Source organism: Cellulosimicrobium arenosum, assembly GCF_014837295.1.
GTDB lineage: Bacteria > Actinomycetota > Actinomycetes > Actinomycetales > Cellulomonadaceae > Cellulosimicrobium > Cellulosimicrobium arenosum.
Window position 1 is genome coordinate 233,040 of the sequence record NZ_JACYHB010000005.1, and the last position, 19,162, is coordinate 252,201.

The 19,162-nt window shown below is 74.3% G+C and carries 19 protein-coding genes; 2 read left to right on the plus strand and 17 right to left on the minus strand.

Annotated elements, in window-relative coordinates; genetic code table 11:
• Positions 1–102 precede the first annotated feature (102 nt).
• Complete coding sequence (locus IF651_RS08575) at positions 103–801, minus strand: response regulator (protein WP_191828682.1); 699 nt, start codon at positions 799–801, stop codon at positions 103–105.
• Complete coding sequence (locus IF651_RS08580; RefSeq protein ID WP_191828683.1) at positions 798–2,087, minus strand: ATP-binding protein; 1,290 nt, start codon at positions 2,085–2,087, stop codon at positions 798–800. Before IF651_RS08580 ends, IF651_RS08575 begins: the two co-directional genes overlap by 4 nt.
• A 184-nt stretch (positions 2,088–2,271) precedes the next feature.
• On the opposite strand from IF651_RS08580, the gene phoU reads away from it, so the two are divergent.
• Positions 2,272–2,955, plus strand: coding sequence for a phosphate signaling complex protein PhoU (phoU, locus tag IF651_RS08585; protein ID WP_191828684.1), 684 nt, complete (start codon positions 2,272–2,274; stop codon positions 2,953–2,955).
• Between the two features lie 82 nt (positions 2,956–3,037).
• Here the strand turns inward: phoU and IF651_RS08590 are convergent, their stop codons facing one another.
• Positions 3,038–3,775: a phosphoglyceromutase gene (locus IF651_RS08590; RefSeq protein WP_191828685.1), complete on the minus strand. Its 738-nt coding sequence runs from the start codon at positions 3,773–3,775 to the stop codon at positions 3,038–3,040.
• A 108-nt stretch (positions 3,776–3,883) separates the two neighbouring features.
• Here IF651_RS08590 and IF651_RS08595 point away from each other — a divergent pair, with 108 nt between their 5' ends.
• On the plus strand, positions 3,884–4,324 hold the full coding sequence (locus tag IF651_RS08595) for a nitroreductase family deazaflavin-dependent oxidoreductase (RefSeq protein ID WP_191828686.1): 441 nt from the start codon (positions 3,884–3,886) through the stop codon (positions 4,322–4,324).
• A gap of 22 nt (positions 4,325–4,346) precedes the next feature.
• On the opposite strand, the gene mshA is transcribed toward IF651_RS08595, so the two are convergent.
• The 14 genes from mshA to folK form a co-directional block, all read right to left on the minus strand.
• Positions 4,347–5,603, minus strand: coding sequence for a D-inositol-3-phosphate glycosyltransferase (gene mshA, locus IF651_RS08600; RefSeq protein WP_191828727.1), 1,257 nt, complete (start codon positions 5,601–5,603; stop codon positions 4,347–4,349).
• A gap of 40 nt (positions 5,604–5,643) precedes the next feature.
• Positions 5,644–6,777, minus strand: coding sequence for a lactonase family protein (locus IF651_RS08605; RefSeq protein ID WP_191828687.1), 1,134 nt, complete (start codon positions 6,775–6,777; stop codon positions 5,644–5,646).
• A 102-nt stretch (positions 6,778–6,879) separates the two neighbouring features.
• Positions 6,880–7,209: an Lsr2 dimerization domain-containing protein gene (locus IF651_RS08610; RefSeq protein ID WP_191828688.1), complete on the minus strand. Its 330-nt coding sequence runs from the start codon at positions 7,207–7,209 to the stop codon at positions 6,880–6,882.
• 139 nt (positions 7,210–7,348) lie between these two features.
• Positions 7,349–7,543: a hypothetical protein gene (locus IF651_RS08615; RefSeq protein WP_191828689.1), complete on the minus strand. Its 195-nt coding sequence runs from the start codon at positions 7,541–7,543 to the stop codon at positions 7,349–7,351.
• A 20-nt stretch (positions 7,544–7,563) separates the two neighbouring features.
• Positions 7,564–9,093, minus strand: a complete 1,530-nt coding sequence (gene lysS / locus IF651_RS08620; protein ID WP_191828690.1) for a lysine--tRNA ligase — start codon at positions 9,091–9,093, stop codon at positions 7,564–7,566.
• Between the two features lie 9 nt (positions 9,094–9,102).
• Positions 9,103–10,029, minus strand: a complete 927-nt coding sequence (nadC, locus tag IF651_RS08625; protein WP_191828728.1) for a carboxylating nicotinate-nucleotide diphosphorylase — start codon at positions 10,027–10,029, stop codon at positions 9,103–9,105.
• A gap of 113 nt (positions 10,030–10,142) precedes the next feature.
• Complete coding sequence (locus IF651_RS08630; RefSeq protein WP_191828691.1) at positions 10,143–11,819, minus strand: L-aspartate oxidase; 1,677 nt, start codon at positions 11,817–11,819, stop codon at positions 10,143–10,145.
• Positions 11,816–12,262 carry an aspartate 1-decarboxylase gene (gene panD, locus IF651_RS08635; RefSeq protein ID WP_241744280.1) on the minus strand — a complete coding sequence of 149 codons (447 nt, stop codon included), beginning with the start codon at positions 12,260–12,262 and terminating at the stop codon, positions 11,816–11,818. The genes IF651_RS08630 and panD overlap by 4 nt, the downstream gene beginning before the upstream one ends.
• A 53-nt stretch (positions 12,263–12,315) precedes the next feature.
• A complete protein-coding gene (gene panC / locus IF651_RS08640) occupies positions 12,316–13,365 on the minus strand; it encodes a pantoate--beta-alanine ligase (protein ID WP_191828692.1) in 1,050 nt (349 codons plus the stop codon).
• Positions 13,362–14,327, minus strand: a complete 966-nt coding sequence (locus IF651_RS08645; protein ID WP_191828693.1) for a DUF2520 domain-containing protein — start codon at positions 14,325–14,327, stop codon at positions 13,362–13,364. The genes panC and IF651_RS08645 overlap by 4 nt, the downstream gene beginning before the upstream one ends.
• Positions 14,324–15,853: a PH domain-containing protein gene (locus tag IF651_RS08650; protein ID WP_191828694.1), complete on the minus strand. Its 1,530-nt coding sequence runs from the start codon at positions 15,851–15,853 to the stop codon at positions 14,324–14,326. Before IF651_RS08650 ends, IF651_RS08645 begins: the two co-directional genes overlap by 4 nt.
• Positions 15,850–16,365, minus strand: coding sequence for a PH domain-containing protein (locus IF651_RS08655; protein WP_191828695.1), 516 nt, complete (start codon positions 16,363–16,365; stop codon positions 15,850–15,852). Before IF651_RS08655 ends, IF651_RS08650 begins: the two co-directional genes overlap by 4 nt.
• A 16-nt stretch (positions 16,366–16,381) precedes the next feature.
• Positions 16,382–16,897, minus strand: a complete 516-nt coding sequence (locus tag IF651_RS08660; protein ID WP_191828696.1) for a DUF3180 domain-containing protein — start codon at positions 16,895–16,897, stop codon at positions 16,382–16,384.
• Positions 16,897–19,065, minus strand: a complete 2,169-nt coding sequence (folK, locus tag IF651_RS08665; protein WP_338403853.1) for a 2-amino-4-hydroxy-6-hydroxymethyldihydropteridine diphosphokinase — start codon at positions 19,063–19,065, stop codon at positions 16,897–16,899. Before folK ends, IF651_RS08660 begins: the two co-directional genes overlap by 1 nt.
• Positions 19,066–19,162 lie beyond the last annotated feature (97 nt).

A 19,162-nucleotide genomic window follows, 5' to 3' on the forward strand; every position in this document is an offset into this window, starting at 1 on the left:
AAGAGCGCCGGGTGACGCGTGCGCCGAGTACGGATGAACGACGGATGAACAGTGCACAGACCTTCTGTGGCGCCGTGGACGGTGGCCGACCGGCCGCCGGGCCTACGGAGAGCCGTCGGCGATCTTGTAGCCCAGGCCCCGGACCGTCAGGAGGTAGCGCGGGCTCGCGGGCTCCGGCTCGATCTTGGACCGGATGCGCTTGACGTGGACGTCGAGCGTCTTCGTGTCCCCCACGTAGTCCGCGCCCCACACGCGGTCGATGAGCTGCCCGCGGGTCAGGACGCGCCCCTCGTTGCGCAGCAGCAGCTCGAGCAGCTCGAACTCCTTGAGCGGGAACGGCACGACGTCGCCGCCGACGGACACGGTGTGCCGCTCGACGTCCATGCGCACGGGACCGACCTCGAGCGTCGGGTCCTCGACCGGATCGCCACCGCTCTCCGCGCCCTTGCGCCGCAGCACGGCGCGCACGCGTGCCAGCAGCTCGCGGAACGAGTACGGCTTCGTGACGTAGTCGTCCGCACCGAGCTCGAGCCCCACCACCTTGTCGATCTCGGAGTCCTTGGCGGTGAGCATGATGACGGGTACGTCACCGCGTTGCCGCAGCTCGCGGCACACCTCGGTGCCGCTGAGCCCGGGCAGCATGAGGTCCAGCAGCACGAGGTCCGCACCGCCGCCGTCGTACGCCGTGAGGGCCTCCGTGCCCGTCGCCGCCTCCACCACGTCGAAGCCCTCGCGCCGCAGCTGGTACGCCAGCGGGTCGCGGTACGACTCCTCGTCCTCGACCACCAGGATGCGCGTCACGCGCCCACCTCCTCGTCCCGGGCCCGTGGCCCCTCGTGCGGGGCGCGCCCGGTCGGGCCGCCCTCGTCGTCCGTGCCGTGCCGGCCGTTCGCGTCGTGCGTCTGCCCCGGCGACGCGGGACCCGCGCCGCCGGGGTCCGGCCTCGCCGTCGGGCCCGCCGCCGGGATGCGCAGCGTGAAGGTCGAGCCCCGGCCCGGCTCCGACCACATGGTGACGTCGCCGCCGTGGTCGGCAGCGACGTGCTTGACGATGCTCAGGCCCAGCCCGGTCCCGCCGGTGTCGCGCGAGCGTGCCGGGTCGACCCGGTAGAACCGCTCGAAGACCCGCTCCTGCGCGTCGACGGCGATGCCGATCCCCTGGTCGACCACCGCGATCTCCACGAGCTCGTCCGTCCGGGTCACGCCCAGGCCGACGCGCGTGTTCTCGCCCGAGTAGGCCACGGCGTTGTCGACGAGGTTGCGCACCGCGGTGACGAGCAGGTTGTGGTCGCCGTACACCGTGGCGTCGAGGTCGCCCCCCGTGGTGAGCGTCACGCCCTTGCCCTGCGCGCGCGTGCGGGCGCGGTCGACGGCCTCCTCCACGACCTCGCGGACCGGGACGACCGTGACCTTCTTCAGCGCGCCGGCGACCTGCAGGCGGGAGAGCTCGATGATCTCCTGCACGAGCGCGGACAGGCGGGTCGCCTCGGACTGCATGCGAGCGGCGAAGCGTCGGACCGCGACCGGGTCGTCCGCGGCGTCCTGCACCGTCTCCGCGAGGAGCGCGAGCGCACCGACCGGGGTCTTGAGCTCGTGCGAGACGTTGACGACGAAGTCCCGTCGGATGGCCTCGACGCGGCGCGCCTCGGTCCGGTCCTCGGCGAGGACGAGCAGGTGGCCGGGTCCGACCTGGGCGACCCGGACCTGCAGCATGACCCGCCCCCGACCGACGGGCCCACGGGGGAGGTCGAGCTCCTCGTCGCGGATGACACCGTCGCGACGGACGTCCTCGATCATCTCCCGGACGGCGGCGTGGGCGATCGTGTCGCCCCGGACGACCCCCAGCGCGTACGCCGGCGGGCTCGCGCGCACGACGTCGCCGTCGTCGTCCAGCACGACCGCCGCCGACCGCAGGACGGCGAGGACGCGGACGAGCCCCTCGTCGAGGACGGGCGGTGGCGTCGGGGGCGCGGACCGGCGTTGCCGCTCGCTCACACGGAACGCGACCGCGGCGACGACACCGACGACGACGCCGGCGATACCCGCGACCAGCACGGCGAAGCCCCCGGTCAGACCTTCGAGATCCACAGCACCAGCGTACGGTCGCCGACGGGCGCTCCCCGCCGTTCGGCGCCGATCGCGGTCCGCTCGCCCAAGTGTTCACCTGACGGCGCCCTCGTGTTCACCGTGCCGTCGGTCGACGGTGCGACGCTGGCGCGAGCCGCATGACGTGCCGGGAAGAGGGCCGTCCGGCCACGACGAGAGGGAAGCGATGCGGGAGATCTTCGAGGCCGAGCTCAAGCAGGTCGGTGACGACCTCGCCGAGATGAGCCGGCTGGTGGAAACGGCAGTGGGCAAGGCCGGGCAGGCCCTGCTGACCGCAGACCTGCAGCTCGCGCAGCAGGTCATCGCGGCGGACCACACCATCGACGCGCTCGAGAACGAGCTCGACGAGCGCTGCGTGTACCTGCTGGCGCAGCAGGCGCCGGTGGCCACGGACCTGCGGGTGGTGGTGAGCGCGCTGCGCATGAGTGCGACGCTCGAACGGATGGGCGACCTGGCGCGGCACATCGCGCAGGTCGCACGAGGTCGCTACCCGTCGCACGCGATCGAGCCGTCGCTGCACCGGACGTTCGAGCAGATGAGCGATGCCGCGGTGCGCGTGGCGCGGCGCACGACGACGCTCCTGACGACGCGCGACCTCACGGTCGCGTCGAACATCGAGCGCGACGACGACCTGCTCGACCACCTGCACCAGGACACGTTCGTGGCGATGCTCGACGGCACGTGGTCGGCGACGACGCAGGAGACGGTCGACGTGACGCTGGTGGCGCGCTACTACGAGCGGTTCGGTGACCACGGCGTCTCGATCGCCAAGCGCGTGACCTACCTCGTCACGGGCGACTTCGCCGACGACCGTGCCGTCCCCTCGGGTACGGCCGGCGCGACCGCGTAGCCTGCCGGGCGCAGACAGCGGAACGGCCCGCCGGGAGGACCCGGCGGGCCGTTCGTGCGCCCGGGGACGGGCGCGGGTGTGGTCAGCGCCCCTGGTTCGCGACCGCGGCGACGGCCTCGGCAGCGGCCTCGGGGTCGAGGTAGCACCCACCCGGGGTGAGGGGCCTGAGGTCCTCGTCGAGCTCGTAGAGCAGCGGGATGCCCGTGGGGATGTTGAGCCCGGCGATGTCCGCGTCGGAGATCCCGTCGAGGTGCTTGACGAGCGCGCGCAGCGAGTTGCCGTGCGCCGCGACGAGGACGGTCTTGTCCGCCTTCAGGTCCGGGACGATCTCCCCGTCCCAGTACGGCAGCGCGCGCTCGAGCACGTCCTTGAGGCACTCGGTCCGCACCACGGGCGCGTCCGCGTAACGCGGGTCCGTGTCCTGGGAGAACTCGGAGCCGAGCTCGATCTCCGGCGGCGGCGTGTCGTACGAGCGGCGCCAGAGCATGAACTGCTCCTCGCCGAACTCCGCGAGCGTCTGCTTCTTGTCCTTGCCCTGCAGCGCGCCGTAGTGGCGCTCGTTCAGGCGCCACGACCGCTTGACGGGGATCCAGTGCCGGTCGGCGGCGTCGAGGGCGAGGTTCGCCGTCGTGATGGCGCGCCGCAGGAGCGAGGTGTGCACGACGTCGGGGGCGATCCCCGCGTCGGTCAGCAGCGTCCCGCCGCGCTTCGCCTCGGCGGTGCCCTTCTCCGAGAGGTACACGTCCACCCAGCCGGTGAAGAGGTTCTTGGCGTTCCATTCGCTCTCGCCGTGGCGGAGCAGCACGAGGGTGTAGGTCATGGGTCCATCCTGCCGTACCGGGCCGGGACGGGGCACGTGCGTCCCACCTCCTGGCCGTCGTGCGCGCGACGTCGGAATCATCGCTGCCCGGCGCGCGTTGGCACGCGTATGCCGATCACCGGAGAGTACGTCCCCAGCCCGAGCGAGCGCGCCGCCACCCAGGTGGAGCAGTACGAGTCGTCGGGAGGCACGCGCGGCACGACGCTGAACGGGCGCCCCGTCGTCGTCCTCACGACGATCGGGGCGCGCAGCGGCAAGGTCCGCAAGACGCCCCTCATGCGCGTCGAGCACGAGGGCACCTACGCCGTCGTGGCGTCGCTGGGCGGAGCCCCGAAGCATCCCGTCTGGTACCACAACGTCGTCGCGAACCCGCGTGTCGAGCTCCAGGACGGGCCGGAGGTGCGGGAGTACACCGCGCGCGAGGTCACCGGTGCGGAGAAGGACGTCTGGTGGGAGCGCTCCGTCGCCGCCTACCCGCCGTACACGGACTATCAGGAGCGCACGTCGCGCGAGATCCCGCTGTTCGTCCTCGAACCCGTGCGCGCCTGACCGCAGCTCCTGATCGCCGGCGTCAGCGCGCGGCGCGCACCTTCGCCGCGGCGGCGTACACGTCGAGCATCCTGGTCGCCGCGTCGTCCCACCCGTAGCGCTCGCCGGCGCGCCGTGCCCCGGCGCCGAGGCGGGCGCGCCGCGCGTCGTCGGCCAGCAGGTCCCCGAGCGCGCGCGCCCACGTCGCCGGGTCGTGGTCCGGGACGAGGACGCCGGAGACGTCGTCGGTCACGACCGTCCGCAGGCCCCCGACGGCGGCGGCCACGACGGGAGTCCCGGATGCCTGCGCCTCCGCCGCGACGAGGCCGAACGTCTCGTTGTGCGAAGGGACGGCGACGACGTCCGCAGCGCGGTAGTAGCGCGCGAGCTCGTCCCGACGGACGGGCGGTCGCACGATCACCCGGTCGCTCACGCCCTCCTGGTGCGCGAGCGCCTCGAGCTCGCGCACCGTCGTCGGGCGTCCGCTGGGACCACCGAGCACCACGAGCGTGGGGACCTGGGAGCCGCGGCCCGCGAGGACGCCCAGCGCACGGACGAGGACGTCGGGAGCCTTGAGCAGCTGGACCCTGCCCGCGAAGAGGACGAGCCGACCCTCGACGGGCAGCCCCAGCTCCGCGCGCAGCGCCCGCCGGGCCGCGTCGGTTCCGGACGGGTCCGTGGCGGCCGAGCCCGGCGGGGGCGAGAACAGCTCGAGATCGACGCCCGGCGGCACGACGTGCACCCGCGCGGGGTCCGCCGCGTAGTCGCGCACGAGGTCGTCGGCCTCGTCGGGCGTGCTCGCGACGAGCGCGTCGGACTCGGCGACGACCTGCTCCTCGCCGATGATCCGGCCCAGCGGCTCGGGGGCGTCGCCCGGTGCGAGGGAGGCGTTCTTGACGTGCGCGAGCGTGTGCATGGTGTGCACGAGCGGCACGTCCCACCGGTCCGCGGCGAGCCACCCCACCTGCCCGGACAGCCAGTAGTGCGTGTGCACGACGTCGTACCACCCGGCCGCGCGGTGCGCCTCCGCCCGCAGGACACCCGCGGTGAACGCGCACAGCTGCCCGGGCAGGTCGTTCTTGTCCAGGCCCTCGAACGGTCCCGCGGTCACGTGCCGGACCGTCACCCCGGGCGCCACCTCGACGCACGGCGGCTGCGCGGACGACGTCGCGCGCGTGAAGATCTCGACGCGCGCGCCCTGCCGGGCGAGCGCGCGCGACAGCTCCGTGACGTAGACGTTCATGCCCCCCGCGTCACCGGTGCCCGGCTGGTCGAGCGGCGAGGTGTGGACGGAGAGCATGGCGACCCGCGGCGCGCGCTCGTGCGCGGTGGTCACCGGGTCAGGCTTCCACGACGCAGGCCGGCGCCGGGATCGTCACGGTGTCCGCGAGCTCGCCCGCGCCGGTCTCGAGGTCGACCCGCAGCAGGGCGAGGGTCGACGTCGGGCCCTGGGCGTCCGCGACGGGCAGGTCCCCCGCGACGTCGTTCTGGTTCGCGACGACGACGAGGTCGTGACCGGGCGCGGTGGCGTCGGGCCCCGTCGACGGTCCGGGGCGGAGGACCGCGAAGTGGCGCGGCCAGGCTCCGCCGGTCGGCGTGTCGGCGAGGTGGCGCAGGGTGGGCACGCCGTCGGGTCCGGGCTCCACCGCGTGCACGGCGAGCACGTCCGCCCCGCGCACCGCCACGACCACGCGTGAGCCCGACCCGGCGAGCGCGACGTGCGACGGGAGGCTGCGCCCGCCGTCGACCGCCACCGCGGAGGTGACGTCGTACCGCGCGCGGACGTCGTACGTGCCGCCGCCCGTCGGCGCGAGCACGAAGAGCGCGGGGTCGAGCTCGGCGACGACGACCAGGTGGCCGTCGCCGAGCTCGACGACGTGCCGGGGGCCGGTCCCGGGCGGGAAGGTCGCGGCGACGCTCGGCGCCGCGCCGTCGGGTGCTGCCGGGTCGTGGCGGAGCAGCGCGTCCGCACCGAGGTCGGCGACGAGCACGTGCCCCCGGTCGCGCTCCGGTGTCGCGACGAAGTGGGCGTGCGGACCCTCCTGCCGGTCCGGGTCGGGGCCCGAGCCGACGTGGGGCTGGACGCGCACCGGACCGGAGAACGTGCCGTCCTCGCCGGTGGTGACGACGGACAGCGATCCGGACCCGTAGTTGGCGACGAGGACGCTCCCCGGGGTCGCGACGACGTGGCACGGGAACGAGCCGCCGGTCGCGACCGCAGGGCCGAGCGGGCGCACGGCCCCGTCCGCGTCGGTGCCGAACACGCCGACCGTGCCCTCCTCCGCCTCGCCCACGGCGTACAGCACGTGGTCGGCGAGCGCGAGGAAGGACGGGGCCGGCGACGGCGCGACGAGCTCTGTGCCGCGGAACGACGCGCCGGCGGCGTCGACCGCGACGCGCCAGATCCCCTCCGGCCCCGGCACCCCGGCGTGCGGGTACGTGCCGATCCAGAGGGTGCGTGTCGCTGTGGTCATGCCCCGAGCCTAGTTCGCCGGGGCACCGCTCCCCCGTCGAGCACGACGAGGGGCGCCGCCGACCGTCGTGACGGTCCGCGGCGCCCCTCGTGGACGGTGCGCTCAGTGCGCGGCGTCGTATGCCGCCTGGATCTCCTGCGAGATGCGGCCGCGGTCGTTGACCGTGTGGCCGTTCGCGCGAGCCCACTCGCGCACCTCGGTCGCACGCCCGCTACCGCCGGAGCGGCCACGACGCGCGGGCCGAGCCGAGCCGCGCGAGGAGACCTTGCGGCCGGAACCGACCCAGGGCGCGAACGCGTCGCGCAGTGCCTGGGCATTCTTCGTGCTGAGATCGACCTCGTACGAGATGCCGTCGAGGGCGAAAGTCACCGTCTCGTCCGCGGCGCCGCCATCGACGTCGTCGACAAGAAGTACCTGCACTTTCTGGGCCACGTGTGCTACCTCACGCTTCACTAGGAAACCGTTGAAGAAACCAGCATCGCACCACAGAACGCCCAGGTCAATTGACGCACCGCACCTTTCACAGAATCATCGTCCAGTTCACAGAATGCCGACGGCTAATTCGCCCCTGTCAGGCGTGCCCGGAGGTGGTCGGGCCGGAATTCTCCGCGATGCCGCTCGCGGCGGCCTCCTGGGCGTCGAGCCGCGCGAGCGCGGCGCGCTCGTTGCGGTCGGCACGGACGATGGCGCGCATCGCCAACCAGAACAACAGCCCCACCCCGATCGACGGGACGAGCGCACCCAGTGCAGCTCCGAGATTGTCCATGTCTCCTCTTCCTCCGCCTGTCAGCCCTGCTGCGGCTTCACGAGCGGGAACAGGATCGTCTCCCGGATCCCGAGCCCGGTCAGCGCCATGAGCAACCTGTCGATCCCCATGCCCATTCCCCCCGACGGCGGCATCGCATACTCCATCGCCGTGAGGAAGTCGTCGTCGATGCGCATCGCCTCGTCGTCGCCCGCCGCCGCGAGCAGCGCCTGCGCCTCGAAGCGCCGGCGCTGGACCACCGGGTCGACGAGCTCCGAGTATGCCGTCGCGAGCTCCACGCCGCGCACGTAGAGGTCCCACTTCTCGACCTGCCCGCGCACCGTGCGGTGGTCGCGCGTGAGCGGCGAGGTCTCGACCGGGAAGTCCCGCACGAACGTCGGCGCCACGAGGTGGTCACCGACGAGGTGCTCCCACAATCCCTCGACGAGCTTTCCGTGGTTGACGTTCTTCGGGTCGAGGCCGAGCTCGAGACGGTCGGCGACGGAGGAGAGCTGCTCGACCGTCGTGTCGGGAGTGATCTCCGCACCGAGAGCGTGCGACAACGAGTCGTACATCCTCAGCTGCGTCCATTCACCGCCGAGGTCGTACTCGGTACCGTCGGCGAGCGTGACGAGCGTGGTGCCGAGCGCGTCCTGCGCGGCGCGCTGCACGAGGTCCTGCGTGAGCGCCGCCATCGTGTCGTAATCGCCGTACGCCTCGTACGCCTCGAGCATCGCGAATTCCGGCGAGTGCGTGGAGTCCACGCCTTCATTGCGGAAGTTGCGGTTGATCTCGAAGACCTTCTCGACGCCGCCGACCGCCGCACGCTTGAGGAACAGCTCGGGTGCGATGCGCAGGAACAGGTCGATGTCGAACGCATTCATGTGCGTCTCGAACTGACGCGCGGCCGCACCTTCCGGCCGCGTCTGCAGCATCGGTGTCTCGATCTCGACGAAGTCGCGTGCCCAGAAGTTCTCCCGGATCGAGCGCACCACGGCCGCGCGCAAGCGCGCCGTGTCCCGGGCCGCCGGGCGCGCGATCAGGTCGACGTACCGCTGCCGGACGCGCGACTCCTCCGACAGCTCCTTGTGCAGCACGGGCAGCGGCCGCAGCGCCTTGGCGGCGATCTGCCACGAGTCGGCGAAGATGCTGAGCTCACCCCGTCGCGAGCTGATCACCCTGCCGTGCGCGAAGAGGTGGTCACCGAGGTCGACGTCGGCCTTGAAGTCGGTGAGCGAGTCCGCCCCGACGGCGGCCTGGCTCAGCATGACCTGGAGCCGGTTGCCCTCGCCGTCCTGCAGCGTGACGAAGCAGAGCCTGCCGGTGTTGCGGAGGTAGACGACACGACCGGCGACCCCGACCTCGTCCTGCGTCTCCTCGCCCGCCTCGAGGTGCCCGTAGGCGGCGCGGACAGCAGCGATCGTATGGGTGCGGGGCACCGAGACCGGGTACGCCTGCTCACCGCGCGCGAGGATGCGCTCGCGCTTCTCCTTGCGGACCTGGATCTGCTCCGGCAGGTCGTCCACGGGCTCCGGCTCGGCAGGTGCGAAGTTCTCGGCGGGGGATGTCACCCGAGGATTCTACCGATGCGCCGGTGCCCGGTCGGCCGGGTCGGCGGGCTGCAGGTCGAGCGCGAGGTCGAGGATCGGGGCCGAGTGCGTGAGCGCCCCCACGGACAGGTAGTCCACACCGGTGCCGGCGACCTCGCGCGCGCGGTCGAGCGTGAGGTTGCCCGTCGCCTCGATCTCGACCTTCGCGGGCACACCGTCCCGACCCTCCCGAGCCCGGACCGCGGCGACGGTGGCGGCGAGGACCGGGGTCGGCATGTTGTCGAGCAGCAGGAAGTCGGCACCCGCGGTCAACGCCTCGAGCGCCTGGTCGGTCGTGTCGGCCTCGACCTGGACGAGCACGTCGGGAAAGGTGCTGCGGATCGCACCGATCGCGGCGCTCACGGAACCGGCCGCGACCACGTGGTTGTCCTTGACCATCGCGACGTCGTACAGGCCCATGCGCTTGTTCGTGCCACCGCCCGCCCGGACGGCGTACTTCTCGAGCGCGCGCAGGCCGGGTGTCGTCTTGCGGGTGTCCAGGACGAGCGCGCCGGTGCCATCGAGCTCGCGCGCCCACGCCCGCGTCGCCGTCGCGACGCCGGACGCCCGGCTCGCGAGGTTGAGCAGCGTGCGTTCGGCCACGAGCAGGACCTGGACCGGCCCGGTCAGCTCGGCCAGGACGCGACCGGGCCCGACGTCGTCCCCGTCGGCCGCGACGAACCGCACGTGCGCGGCCGGGAGGTCGAGCCGCTCGGCGACCTGACGCGTCACCTCCTCGACCACGACGAGACCCGCGACGACCCCGACCGCGCGGGCCACGAGGTGCGCGGTCCCCGTGCCCGACGGCGGGACCGTCGCCTGGGTGGTCACGTCGCGACCCGGCGCGGCGCCGAGGTCCTCGTCGAGCGCGCGCGCGACGGTCTCGGCGACCCAGGCGGGGTCCAGGCCGGGGACCACGCGCGAGGGCGCGGGGTGGGAGAAGGACGGCGGGACGGCGTCGGGCCCGGGGTTCGTACCAGGGCGGGCGGGGGTGCTCACGGTCCACACCGTAGCCGCTGCCGCCCAGCGGATCAGCGCGTCGACAGCACGCCGTCGTCGTCGAGGGAGACGACCACGCGACGCTCCCACGCGGGGTCGCGGACCGGGAAGTCGGTGCGGAAGTGGCCCCCACGGCTCTCGGTCCGCTCGGTGGCTGCGGCGGTCAGGACCGTCGCCACCTGGTGGATGCTGGTCGTCTCCCACTCCGCGGCCTGCGGCTGCGCGACGACGTCGCTGGCCTCGTGCGCGTCGGTGCGGGTCGCCGCCAGACGACGGGTCGCGCGGGCCAGGCCCTCGGCGTCGCGGATCACCCCCGGCCCCTCGGACGCGATCGACTGCACGCGGGACCGGGCGGCGGCGGCCACGAGCGCGGACCTCCCCGCCCGGTCGACGGGTTCACCGACGACGAGGTCGCCGGCCGCCACGCGCTCGGTGATCTCGCGCGCCGCGCGGTGCGCGAACACGAGGCCCTCCAGCAGGGAGTTCGACGCGAGCCGGTTCGCGCCGTGCACGCCCGTGCAGGCCACCTCTCCGACCGCGTACAGGCCGTCGAGCGACGACCGCCCGTGCAGGTCGGTCACCACGCCGCCCGAGTGGTAGTGCTGGGCCGGTGCGACGGGCACGGGCTCCTCGGTCCAGTCGATCCCCGCGGTGGCCAGGCGCTCCGTGATGGTCGGGAACCGTCGGCGCAGGAAGTCCGCGCCGAGGTGACGCGCGTCCAGCAGCACGTTCTCGGCTCCTGTCGCCGCCATCTGCCGCACGATCGCGTGCGCGACGACGTCGCGCGGGGCGAGCTCGGCCATCGCGTGCTGCGCGGGCATGAACCGGTAGCCGTCCGTGTCGAGCAGGACCGCGCCCTCGCCGCGCACCGCCTCCGAGATCAGCGGGAGCTGGCCCTTTGCGCCGCCACCCAGCCACAGCACCGTGGGGTGGAACTGGACGAACTCCAGGTCGCCGAGCGCTGCACCCGCGCGCAGGGCGGCCGCGATCCCGTCGCCGGTCGCCTGCGGGGGGTTCGTGGTCGAGCGGAAGACCTGACCCACGCCCCCGGTCGCGAGCACGACCGCGCGCCCGAGCGCCGCCCCGACGCCGTCGCGCGTGCCCTCACCGCGCACGTGCAGCGTGACGCCGCACGCGCGAGGGGCGCCGCGGGCGCCGTCCGTGGTGAGGACGTCGAGCACGAGCGCGTTCTCGATCACCTCGATGCCCGGGTCGTCCCGCACGGCCTCGAGCTGCGCGACCAGCGCGCGCGAGATCTCCGCCCCGGTCGCGTCGCCGCCTGCGTGCACGATCCTGTCGGCGTGGTGCCCGCCCTCGCGCGTGAGCGCGATGTCGCCGTTCGCGGCGAGGTCGAAGTGGGCGCCACGCGAGACCAGCTCGTGCACGCGCGCGGGCCCCTCGGTCACGAGGACCTCGACCGCCGTGGGGTCGCACACGCCGCCGCCCGCGACGAGCGTGTCCGCGAGGTGCGCGGCGGGCGAGTCCTCCGGGTCGAGCGCGGCCGCGATGCCGCCCTGCGCCCAGACGGTGGAGCCCGACGAGAGCTCGCCCTTGGTGACGAGCAGCACGCGCGGTACGCGGGTGCGCAGCTCGAGCGCCGCGGTCAGTCCCGCGATCCCGGTCCCCACGACGACGACGTCGGCGGTCGCCGTCCAGCCCGCAGCAGGGGCGGCGAGGCGACGCGCGAGCCTCGGGCCGGTCGTGCTCACCCGACGTGCGCCGCGGGCTCGCGGCGCTCGTCGCGGAAGGCTGCGAACGGGATCCCGCTCGCCTCCAGCCCGTGGCCCTCGGGTGCCAGCCCGGGTTCGTCGGACAGCTCGACGACGCGGTTCTGCTCGTCCACGAAGACGACGTTCGGCAGGTAGGACCGCGCGTCGGCGTCGGACAGCATGCCGTAGGCGATGAGGATGACGACGTCCCCGGGGTTCACCAGGTGGGCCGCGGCGCCGTTGATGCACACCTGCCCGGCCCCGCGCTCGCCCGGGATGACGTACGTCGACAGGCGGGCTCCGTTGGTCACGTCGACGACGTCGACCTGCTGACCGGGGTAGAGGTCGGCGGCGTCGAGAAGGTCCGCGTCGACGGTGATGGAACCGACGTAGTGCAGGTCGGCCTGCGTCACGGTCGCCCGGTGGATCTTGCCGATCATCATGGGGCGCTGCAACGAGGCGGGCCGACGCGGCGCATCGGCCGTGCTGTGCACGTTCACGCTGTACCTCCTGGTGCCGTCGCGGTCCCTCCCGCCCGGGTCGCGGGCGCGAGCTGCACGGTCACGTTGTCGATCAGTCGGGTGGTGCCCACGCGCGCGGCCACGAGGAGGAGGCCCGGACCGACGGCGCCGGGCGCCAGGTCCACCACGGTAGCCGGATCGACGAGCACCAGGTAATCGACGTCAACGTCGCGCGCCCCCTCGAGGATTCCCCGCGCGGCCGCGAGGACGCCGTCCGCCCCCGCACCCGCGAGCGCCGCGTCGGCGCCGGCGCTCAGGCCGCGGTGCAGCGCGAGCGCCTGCTCGCGCTCCGCGGGCGTCAGGTACGCGTTGCGCGAGGAGCGCGCCAGCCCGTCCTGCTCGCGGACGGTCGGCACGGCGACGATCTCGACCGGCACGTCGAGGTCGGCCACCATGCGCCGGACCGCGAGGAGCTGCTGGGCGTCCTTCGCGCCGAACACCGCGGCGTCGGGGGCGGTGAGGTGCACGAGCTTGAGGACGACGGTGAGGACGCCGTCGAAGTGCCCGGGCCGCGACGCGCCCTCGAGCACCGTGCCGGTCCGCCCGGACGTGACCCGCACGATCGGTCCCTCGCCGGCCGGGTCGCGTCCCAGGTCCGGATACATCTCCTCGGTGCTCGGGGCGAAGACCAGGTCGACGCGCGCGTCGGCACCTCCCACGGAGAGCAGCGCGAGATCCCCCTCGAGGTCGCGCGGGTACCTCGCAAGGTCCTCGCCCGGTCCGAACTGCAGCGGGTTGACGAAGATCGTCACCACGACCTGGCCGTCCTCGCCCGCCTCCGTCCGCGCGCGGCGCACGAGCTCGAGGTGCCCGGCGTGCAGAGCGCCCATGGTCATCACGACGACGCGCCGGGTCCTGCGGGTCGCGCCCAACGCCGCCCGCAGCTGGTCCCGCGTCGTGACGACGCGCGGTTCGTCGGGCCGTCCGGACCCGCTCGCGTGGTCAGTGCTGGGCGTGCTGGCCGTGCTGGCCGTGCTGGCCGTGCTGGCCGTGCTGGCCGTGCTGTCCGTGCTGTCCGTGCTCATGCCGTGCCGCCCTCCTCGTCGCGCGCGTCGAGCGCCGCGCGGACACGGCGCTCGGCGACCTCGTCGATCCGCCCGGCCGAGCGGGCGCGACGCGCGGCCCCGCGCGCGAGGGAGCGGTACGACGGCGGGGTGTCCGCCGCGTCGGCGTCCGTGGCCGCGAGCGCTCCCAGCGCCGTCAGGTGCTCGACGACGGTCCCGACGTCGCCCCGGGAGACCGGCCCGGTGAGCGCGCTGATCGCGCCGGGGCCGCCCTCGGCGCCCTTGTCCGCCGCACGCGTCGCTCCGTCGAGGGCGGCACCGAGCAACGGGGCGAGGACGCGACCCGGTCGCTCGACGCCCGCCGCCTCGAGCGCCTGCGCCGCCTGCGCGACGAGCACGACGAGGTGGTTCGCGCCGTGCGCGAGCGCCGCGTGGTAGAGCCCGCGCGACTCCTCCGCGACCACGACGGGCTCTCCGCCCACCTCGACGACCAGAGCCTGACCGATCGGCAGGACCGGCGCCGGGCCCGTCACCGCGAACGTGGTCCCCTCGAGCCGGGACAGGTCGAGCGACGTCCCCGTGAAGGTCATCGCCGGGTGGATCGCGAGCGGTATGGCCCCGGCCGCGCGGGCCGGGTCGAGGACCCCCGCCCCGTACCGGCCCGAGGTGTGCACGACGATCTGGCCAGGCTGCCACGCCCCGACGTCGGCGAGCCCGCGGACCAGGCCGGGCAGCACGTCGTCGGGCACGGCGAGGAGCGCGAGCTCGGAGCGCTCCACCACGTCCGGCACCTCGAGCACCGGGACGCCCGGCAGCAGCGCGGCGGCGCGATCGCGCGACGCCTCCGAGATGCCGCTCGCGCCCACCACGGCGTGACCCGTGGCGCGCAGCGCGCTCCCGAGGACCGCGCCGACCCGGCCGGACCCCACGACGCCCACCCCGAGTCGTCCCGGGCGGGTGCCCGGGCCCCCTGCGGCCGTCACGTCGCGTCCTCGACGACCGGTACGCCGCGCGGAACCTCGTCGCGCCGCATCCACAGCTCGGGACCTGCGTGGGCGCGGGCGTCGTGGGCCCGCGCGGCCTGCGTGGCGAGGAGGTCTGCGACGACGGCGTCGTCCAGGTGGGCGGCCTTCGGCGTGACGGGTCCCGGGGTCGAGTGGACCGCGAAGGTCGCGACCCGGAGCCGACGCTGGAGCGGGCCCTGCTCGAGACCGAGCGACTGCGTGCGCTCGTGGGGGACGACGACGAGCGTCCGGTACAGGCGACCGCTGCGCAGGAGCAGCGCGCGCGGGCTCACGACGAACCCGTTGCGCCGCCACGCGAGCGGGTCGAGGACCCGCACCCGGCGCGGGCTGGTGACGAAGTGCGCGCCCTCGCCGGCACCGGACAGCGCCTCGTCGAGGACCGCACGTGCGTCCGGGACACCGAGGTCCGGCAGGACGAGCCAGAGCGCGGCGAGCGCCTCGTCGCGCGTGCCGACGGGCAGCAGCACGCTCGTCGACTCGGCCCCGCTCGACAGGCCGTATCCGGCGACGTTGACGTCGACGCGCCACCAGCCGGCGCGCCGCCAGAACGGGCTCTGGCGCAGCCGCACCGCCTGCACGCGTCCGGGCGGGATCGTCTGGGACCGGGTCTCGAGCAGACCGTGACGCAACCGGATGCCGTCGGGAGAGATGGCCGACCGGAACCCGTACGAGCTCGCGAACCGCTGGAACAGGAAGCCGCCGAACCCGAGGACCGCGGGCAGCGCGCTGAACAGCACGCCGACCTGGCGGGTCCCGATGATGACGCCGGCGATGGCGAGGACACCCAGCACGAGCCCGACGGTCGCCCCCGACAGCACGAGCGACCCGATCAGCCGGCCCGGCAGCACCTGGGTGACCGGCTGTTCCGGAGCCTCCACCGCGACACCGAGATCTGTCGCGACCCGCCGGTCCGCCGTGTCGGTCCCGACGGGCGACGCGTCGCCGGGCTCGACCTGCTCGGCGTCCGCGACGCCGGCCGCACCCCGGGCCGCGTTCTTCAGGCCCGCGGCCCGGGCGAGCAGCTCGGCGCGCAGCGAGGCGGCCTCGGACTCCTTGAGGAAGCCCAGCTTCACCCCGGAGTCCGCGCCGCCGGCCACCTCGAGCCGCAGCTCGGCGAGGCCGAAGAAGCGGGCGAGCAGCGGCTGGACGACGTCCACGGCCTGCAGCCGGTCGAGGCGGGCGCGACGCTGCTGGCGGAACAGCACACCCGAGCGCAGGTGCACCGTCTCGTCGTCGATCGCATAGGTCGTCATGCGCCATGCGAGCGCCGAGAAGCCCAGACCGACGAGGCCCACCGCCAGGATGCCGAGGAGGATCTGCCACCAGCGGTCCCCCTCGAGCAGGTTCTGTCCCGCGGGCAGACCGTCGAGCGTGCGCTGGCCCACGACCACCAGCAGGACCGCGATCACGGTCCAGCCGCGCACCAGCGGGGTCACCGGGTGGACGCGCCGCCACTCGAGGGTCGCGTCGTCGGCGTCGCTCACAGGCCCGCCAGCCGTGCCTCGCCGCGCGACGCGAGCCGGTCGCGCAGCCGTTCGGCCTCGGCCGGCTCGAGCCCGTCGATCGTCGCGTCGGTCGAGGCCGACGCCGTGTGCAGCTGGATCTGCGCGATGCGCATCCGGCGCGCCAGCGGCCCGGCCTGGACGTCGACGTACTGCATCCGCCCGTAGGGCACGACGACCAGGGTCCGGAACAGGATCCCCTTGCGGATGAGGAGGTCGTCGTCGCGCTCGGCGTACCCGATCGCGCGGACCTGTCGCGGCACGACGACCGCGGTCCAGACGGCGTCGATCACGACGAGAGCGACCAGGACCCACGGCCACCAGTGGTCGACGACCACGAGCAGGACTCCCGCCACGACGACGACGACGGCCAGGGCGATGCCCGCCGACAGCAGTCGCGCCGTCGCGAGCCGTGGGGACACGCGCGACCAGACGATCCCTGCCGGGTCGAAGGGTCCCGAGGGCATGGCGGACGACGCCGGGTGCTCGCTCATGGCCCGATTGTTCCATTCATGCCGGGGTGCCCGCCTCGGGGGACCCTGGTTCCTCTCCGCCGCGGGCGCCGTCCCGGGTCCGCCCACCCTCCCCGTCGCTCGGCGGGAGCTGACAGAAGCGTTCCGCGACCAGCCCGGCGACGCTGAGCACGACCGCGCACAGGACGGCGATGCCCGCCGCCACCGCACGGTCACGACGGGGCTCGATCGCGAGATCGGGCAGGACGACGAGCACCTGGGCCCCGTACCACCCGACGAGCAGCGCGCCCGTCAGCGAGGCGGCCTTGGCCAGCACGAACGTCCGTGCCGCCCGGATCGCGTCGAGCGAGGGCCGTTTGCCCTGCTGGTACGAGCGCACCGTCCAGCCGGACCAGAGCACGACGCCGGCGAGCGCCAGGAGCGCGACGTCCACGATCCACGGGACCTGCGGCAGGTGGACGCCTCGTCCCTCGAGGCCGCGGACGACGAGCCACGCCGCTGTCGCGGTCGCGACGACGACGAGCAGCAGGTTCCAGCCGGACGTCCTTCTCATCAGCGTTGCTGGTCACCCGGGTGGGAGGACACCGGGTCGAAGACGGGGCGCGACACGGTCTGGGCGGGGCGCTGGATCTCGGGGTCCGCCAGCGGACCGGGTGCCGACGGGCCCGTGCGGACGGGCGCGAACGGCACGCCGCGGATCAGACCCTCCAGGGCCTCGGGCGCCTCGGGCGCCTCCGGTGCTGGGGGTGCTGGGGGTGACTGGGGTGACTGGGCTGCTCGAGGCGCTCGGGGTGCTGGGGCCGCCTCCGGTGCCGACGTGGGCGGAGGAGCGAAGACCGGCGTCGTGAGGCGCGGCGCGGGTCCCGACACCGCGTCCGGTGGCGGCACCGGACCGGGTGCGGGTGCGGGCGCGGGTGCCGGCCCGGGCGCAGGCGTCGAGCCGGTAGCGGCGTAGGCGTCCGGTCCACCGCTCGGGTCGGAGGAGTCCGCCACCGCAGGGACCGCGCCCGTGGGGTACGGGGTCGGCTCGGTCAACCAGTCGAGCGCCAGCCAGCGGATGCCGCCACGGTCGGGAGCGGTCGCCGCGAGCGCCGCCACCGGACCTCCCCCGAGGCCCGGGAGCATCGCGTCCGGGTCGATCTGCGACCAGGGCTCGAGCACGAACGCGCGGGCGTGGGCGCGCGGGTGCGGCAGCTCCAGGTCGTCGGCGACGTCGGTGAGCGTCCCGTAGACGATCAGGTCCACGTCGAGCGTGCGCGGGTTCCACCGTGCCGTGCGCTCGCGGCCGTGCGCGTGCTCGACGGCCTGGCACGCGTGCAGCAGGTCGCGCGCGGACAGCCGCGTGCGCGCGAGCAGGACGGCGTTGAGGAAGTCAGGTTGCTCCGGGCCACCGACGGCCTCGGTGCGCGCGAGCGGCGACACCTCGGTGATCTCGAGGCCGGAGATCCGGTCCAGGTCGGTGACGGCCTGCCGCAGCGTCTGCTGCGGCTCGCCCAGGTTCGCGCCCAGCGCGAGCACGACGTCGACGAAACCGGCGGGAACGTCGTCCATGCGGTCCGTGGGCCGCGCCGGCTCCGCGGCACCCGGGGCACCCGGGGCGGCCGAGGTCGGAGGTGTCGGGACGCCCGGCTCCCCGGTCGGGTCGACGACGACCACGGGCTCCCCGTCCGCCGGGCCGGTGGCGAGGTCCTGGTCCACCTCCGACGCCGTGGGCGCCCCGGTGGGTTCGGGCGTGACCGCCGGTCCGGCAGCCTCGCCGGCGTAGGGAGCCTCCGCCGGGACGTGTGCGTCGGCCGGGTGGAGCGGCTCCGGGTCGCGCTCCTCGTGGGCCGTCGGCGGTTCGTCGTCCTCCGCCTGGACGACGTCGCCCTCGGCCGTCGACGCGAACGCCGCCGGGTACGTCGGCTCCGTGACCGGTGCGCGGGTCTCGTGGTCGTCGACGGGCGGGACAGGAGGCGCCGGGACGGGAGGAGCCGGTGGCGCGGTGGTCCCGGCGTCCTGTGCGGCGTGCCCGTGCGGACCGGGCGCGCCGACGTCGTGCACCGGACGGGCGTCCGCAGCGAGCGGGTCGGGGTGGGCCCTCGGCGCGTCGTGCGTCGGCCGCGCGTCGGTCGCGTGCGGATCGGGTGCGGCGCCGGTCGAGGGCGGGATGCTCGGAGGCATCACGGCAGGACTGGGTGCGAGCGCCGGCTCGGGCTCCGGCGTTGCCGGGGGCGTCGTGCGCTCCACGCCGTGGATGAGCGCGGGCGCGACCGAGCCCACCGGGATCGGGGCCACGGGTGCCGCCGCCACGGGCGCCGCGACGACCGGTACGACGACGCGGTCGCGGCGGATCACCACCTCGACGTCGTCGAAGGGCACGGTCAACGGCGCCTGCGGCTTGTGGACCGCGACGTCGACGGCCACGACCGCGTCGTGGGTGAGGATGGCCGCGGCGATCCGCTCCGCCACCGTCTCCACGAGATCGGCGGGCGACCCGCCGAGCACGGCCACCACGTCGTCCGCGACACCCGCGTAGCTGACCGTGTCCGCGAGATCGTCGCCGCGCGCGGCGGCGCGCGTGTCCAGGTGCAGCACGACGTCGGCGCTGAAGAGCTGACCGTCGACCTTCTCCTGTGCGTACACGCCGTGGTGCCCCGTCGCCCGGAGACCGGTGAGGCGGATCCGGTCGAACGGCCGCCCCTCGGCGTCGAGTACCGCCCCTGCGAACGCTGTGGTCACGTCCAACTCCGTCCTGCTGCGCTGTCGGTCGTCGTGCCGGGGCGAGCCCGGACCGACATGTTCACCCCATCCTGCTAGGTCGCGACGCGTCGCGTCG

Coding starts and splice junctions, on each gene's coding strand:
- phoU (WP_191828684.1), top strand. CDS start 2,272: ATGCGGGAGATCTTCGAGGCCGAGCTCAAGCAGGTCGGTGACGACCTC.
- IF651_RS08590 (WP_191828685.1), bottom strand. CDS start 3,775: ATGACCTACACCCTCGTGCTGCTCCGCCACGGCGAGAGCGAATGGAAC.
- IF651_RS08595 (WP_191828686.1), top strand. CDS start 3,884: ATGCCGATCACCGGAGAGTACGTCCCCAGCCCGAGCGAGCGCGCCGCC.
- mshA (WP_191828727.1), bottom strand. CDS start 5,603: ATGCTCTCCGTCCACACCTCGCCGCTCGACCAGCCGGGCACCGGTGAC.
- IF651_RS08605 (WP_191828687.1), bottom strand. CDS start 6,777: ATGACCACAGCGACACGCACCCTCTGGATCGGCACGTACCCGCACGCC.
- IF651_RS08615 (WP_191828689.1), bottom strand. CDS start 7,543: ATGGACAATCTCGGAGCTGCACTGGGTGCGCTCGTCCCGTCGATCGGG.
- panD (WP_241744280.1), bottom strand. CDS start 12,262: ATGATGATCGGCAAGATCCACCGGGCGACCGTGACGCAGGCCGACCTG.
- panC (WP_191828692.1), bottom strand. CDS start 13,365: ATGAGCACGGACAGCACGGACAGCACGGCCAGCACGGCCAGCACGGCC.
- IF651_RS08655 (WP_191828695.1), bottom strand. CDS start 16,365: ATGAGCGAGCACCCGGCGTCGTCCGCCATGCCCTCGGGACCCTTCGAC.
- IF651_RS08660 (WP_191828696.1), bottom strand. CDS start 16,897: ATGAGAAGGACGTCCGGCTGGAACCTGCTGCTCGTCGTCGTCGCGACC.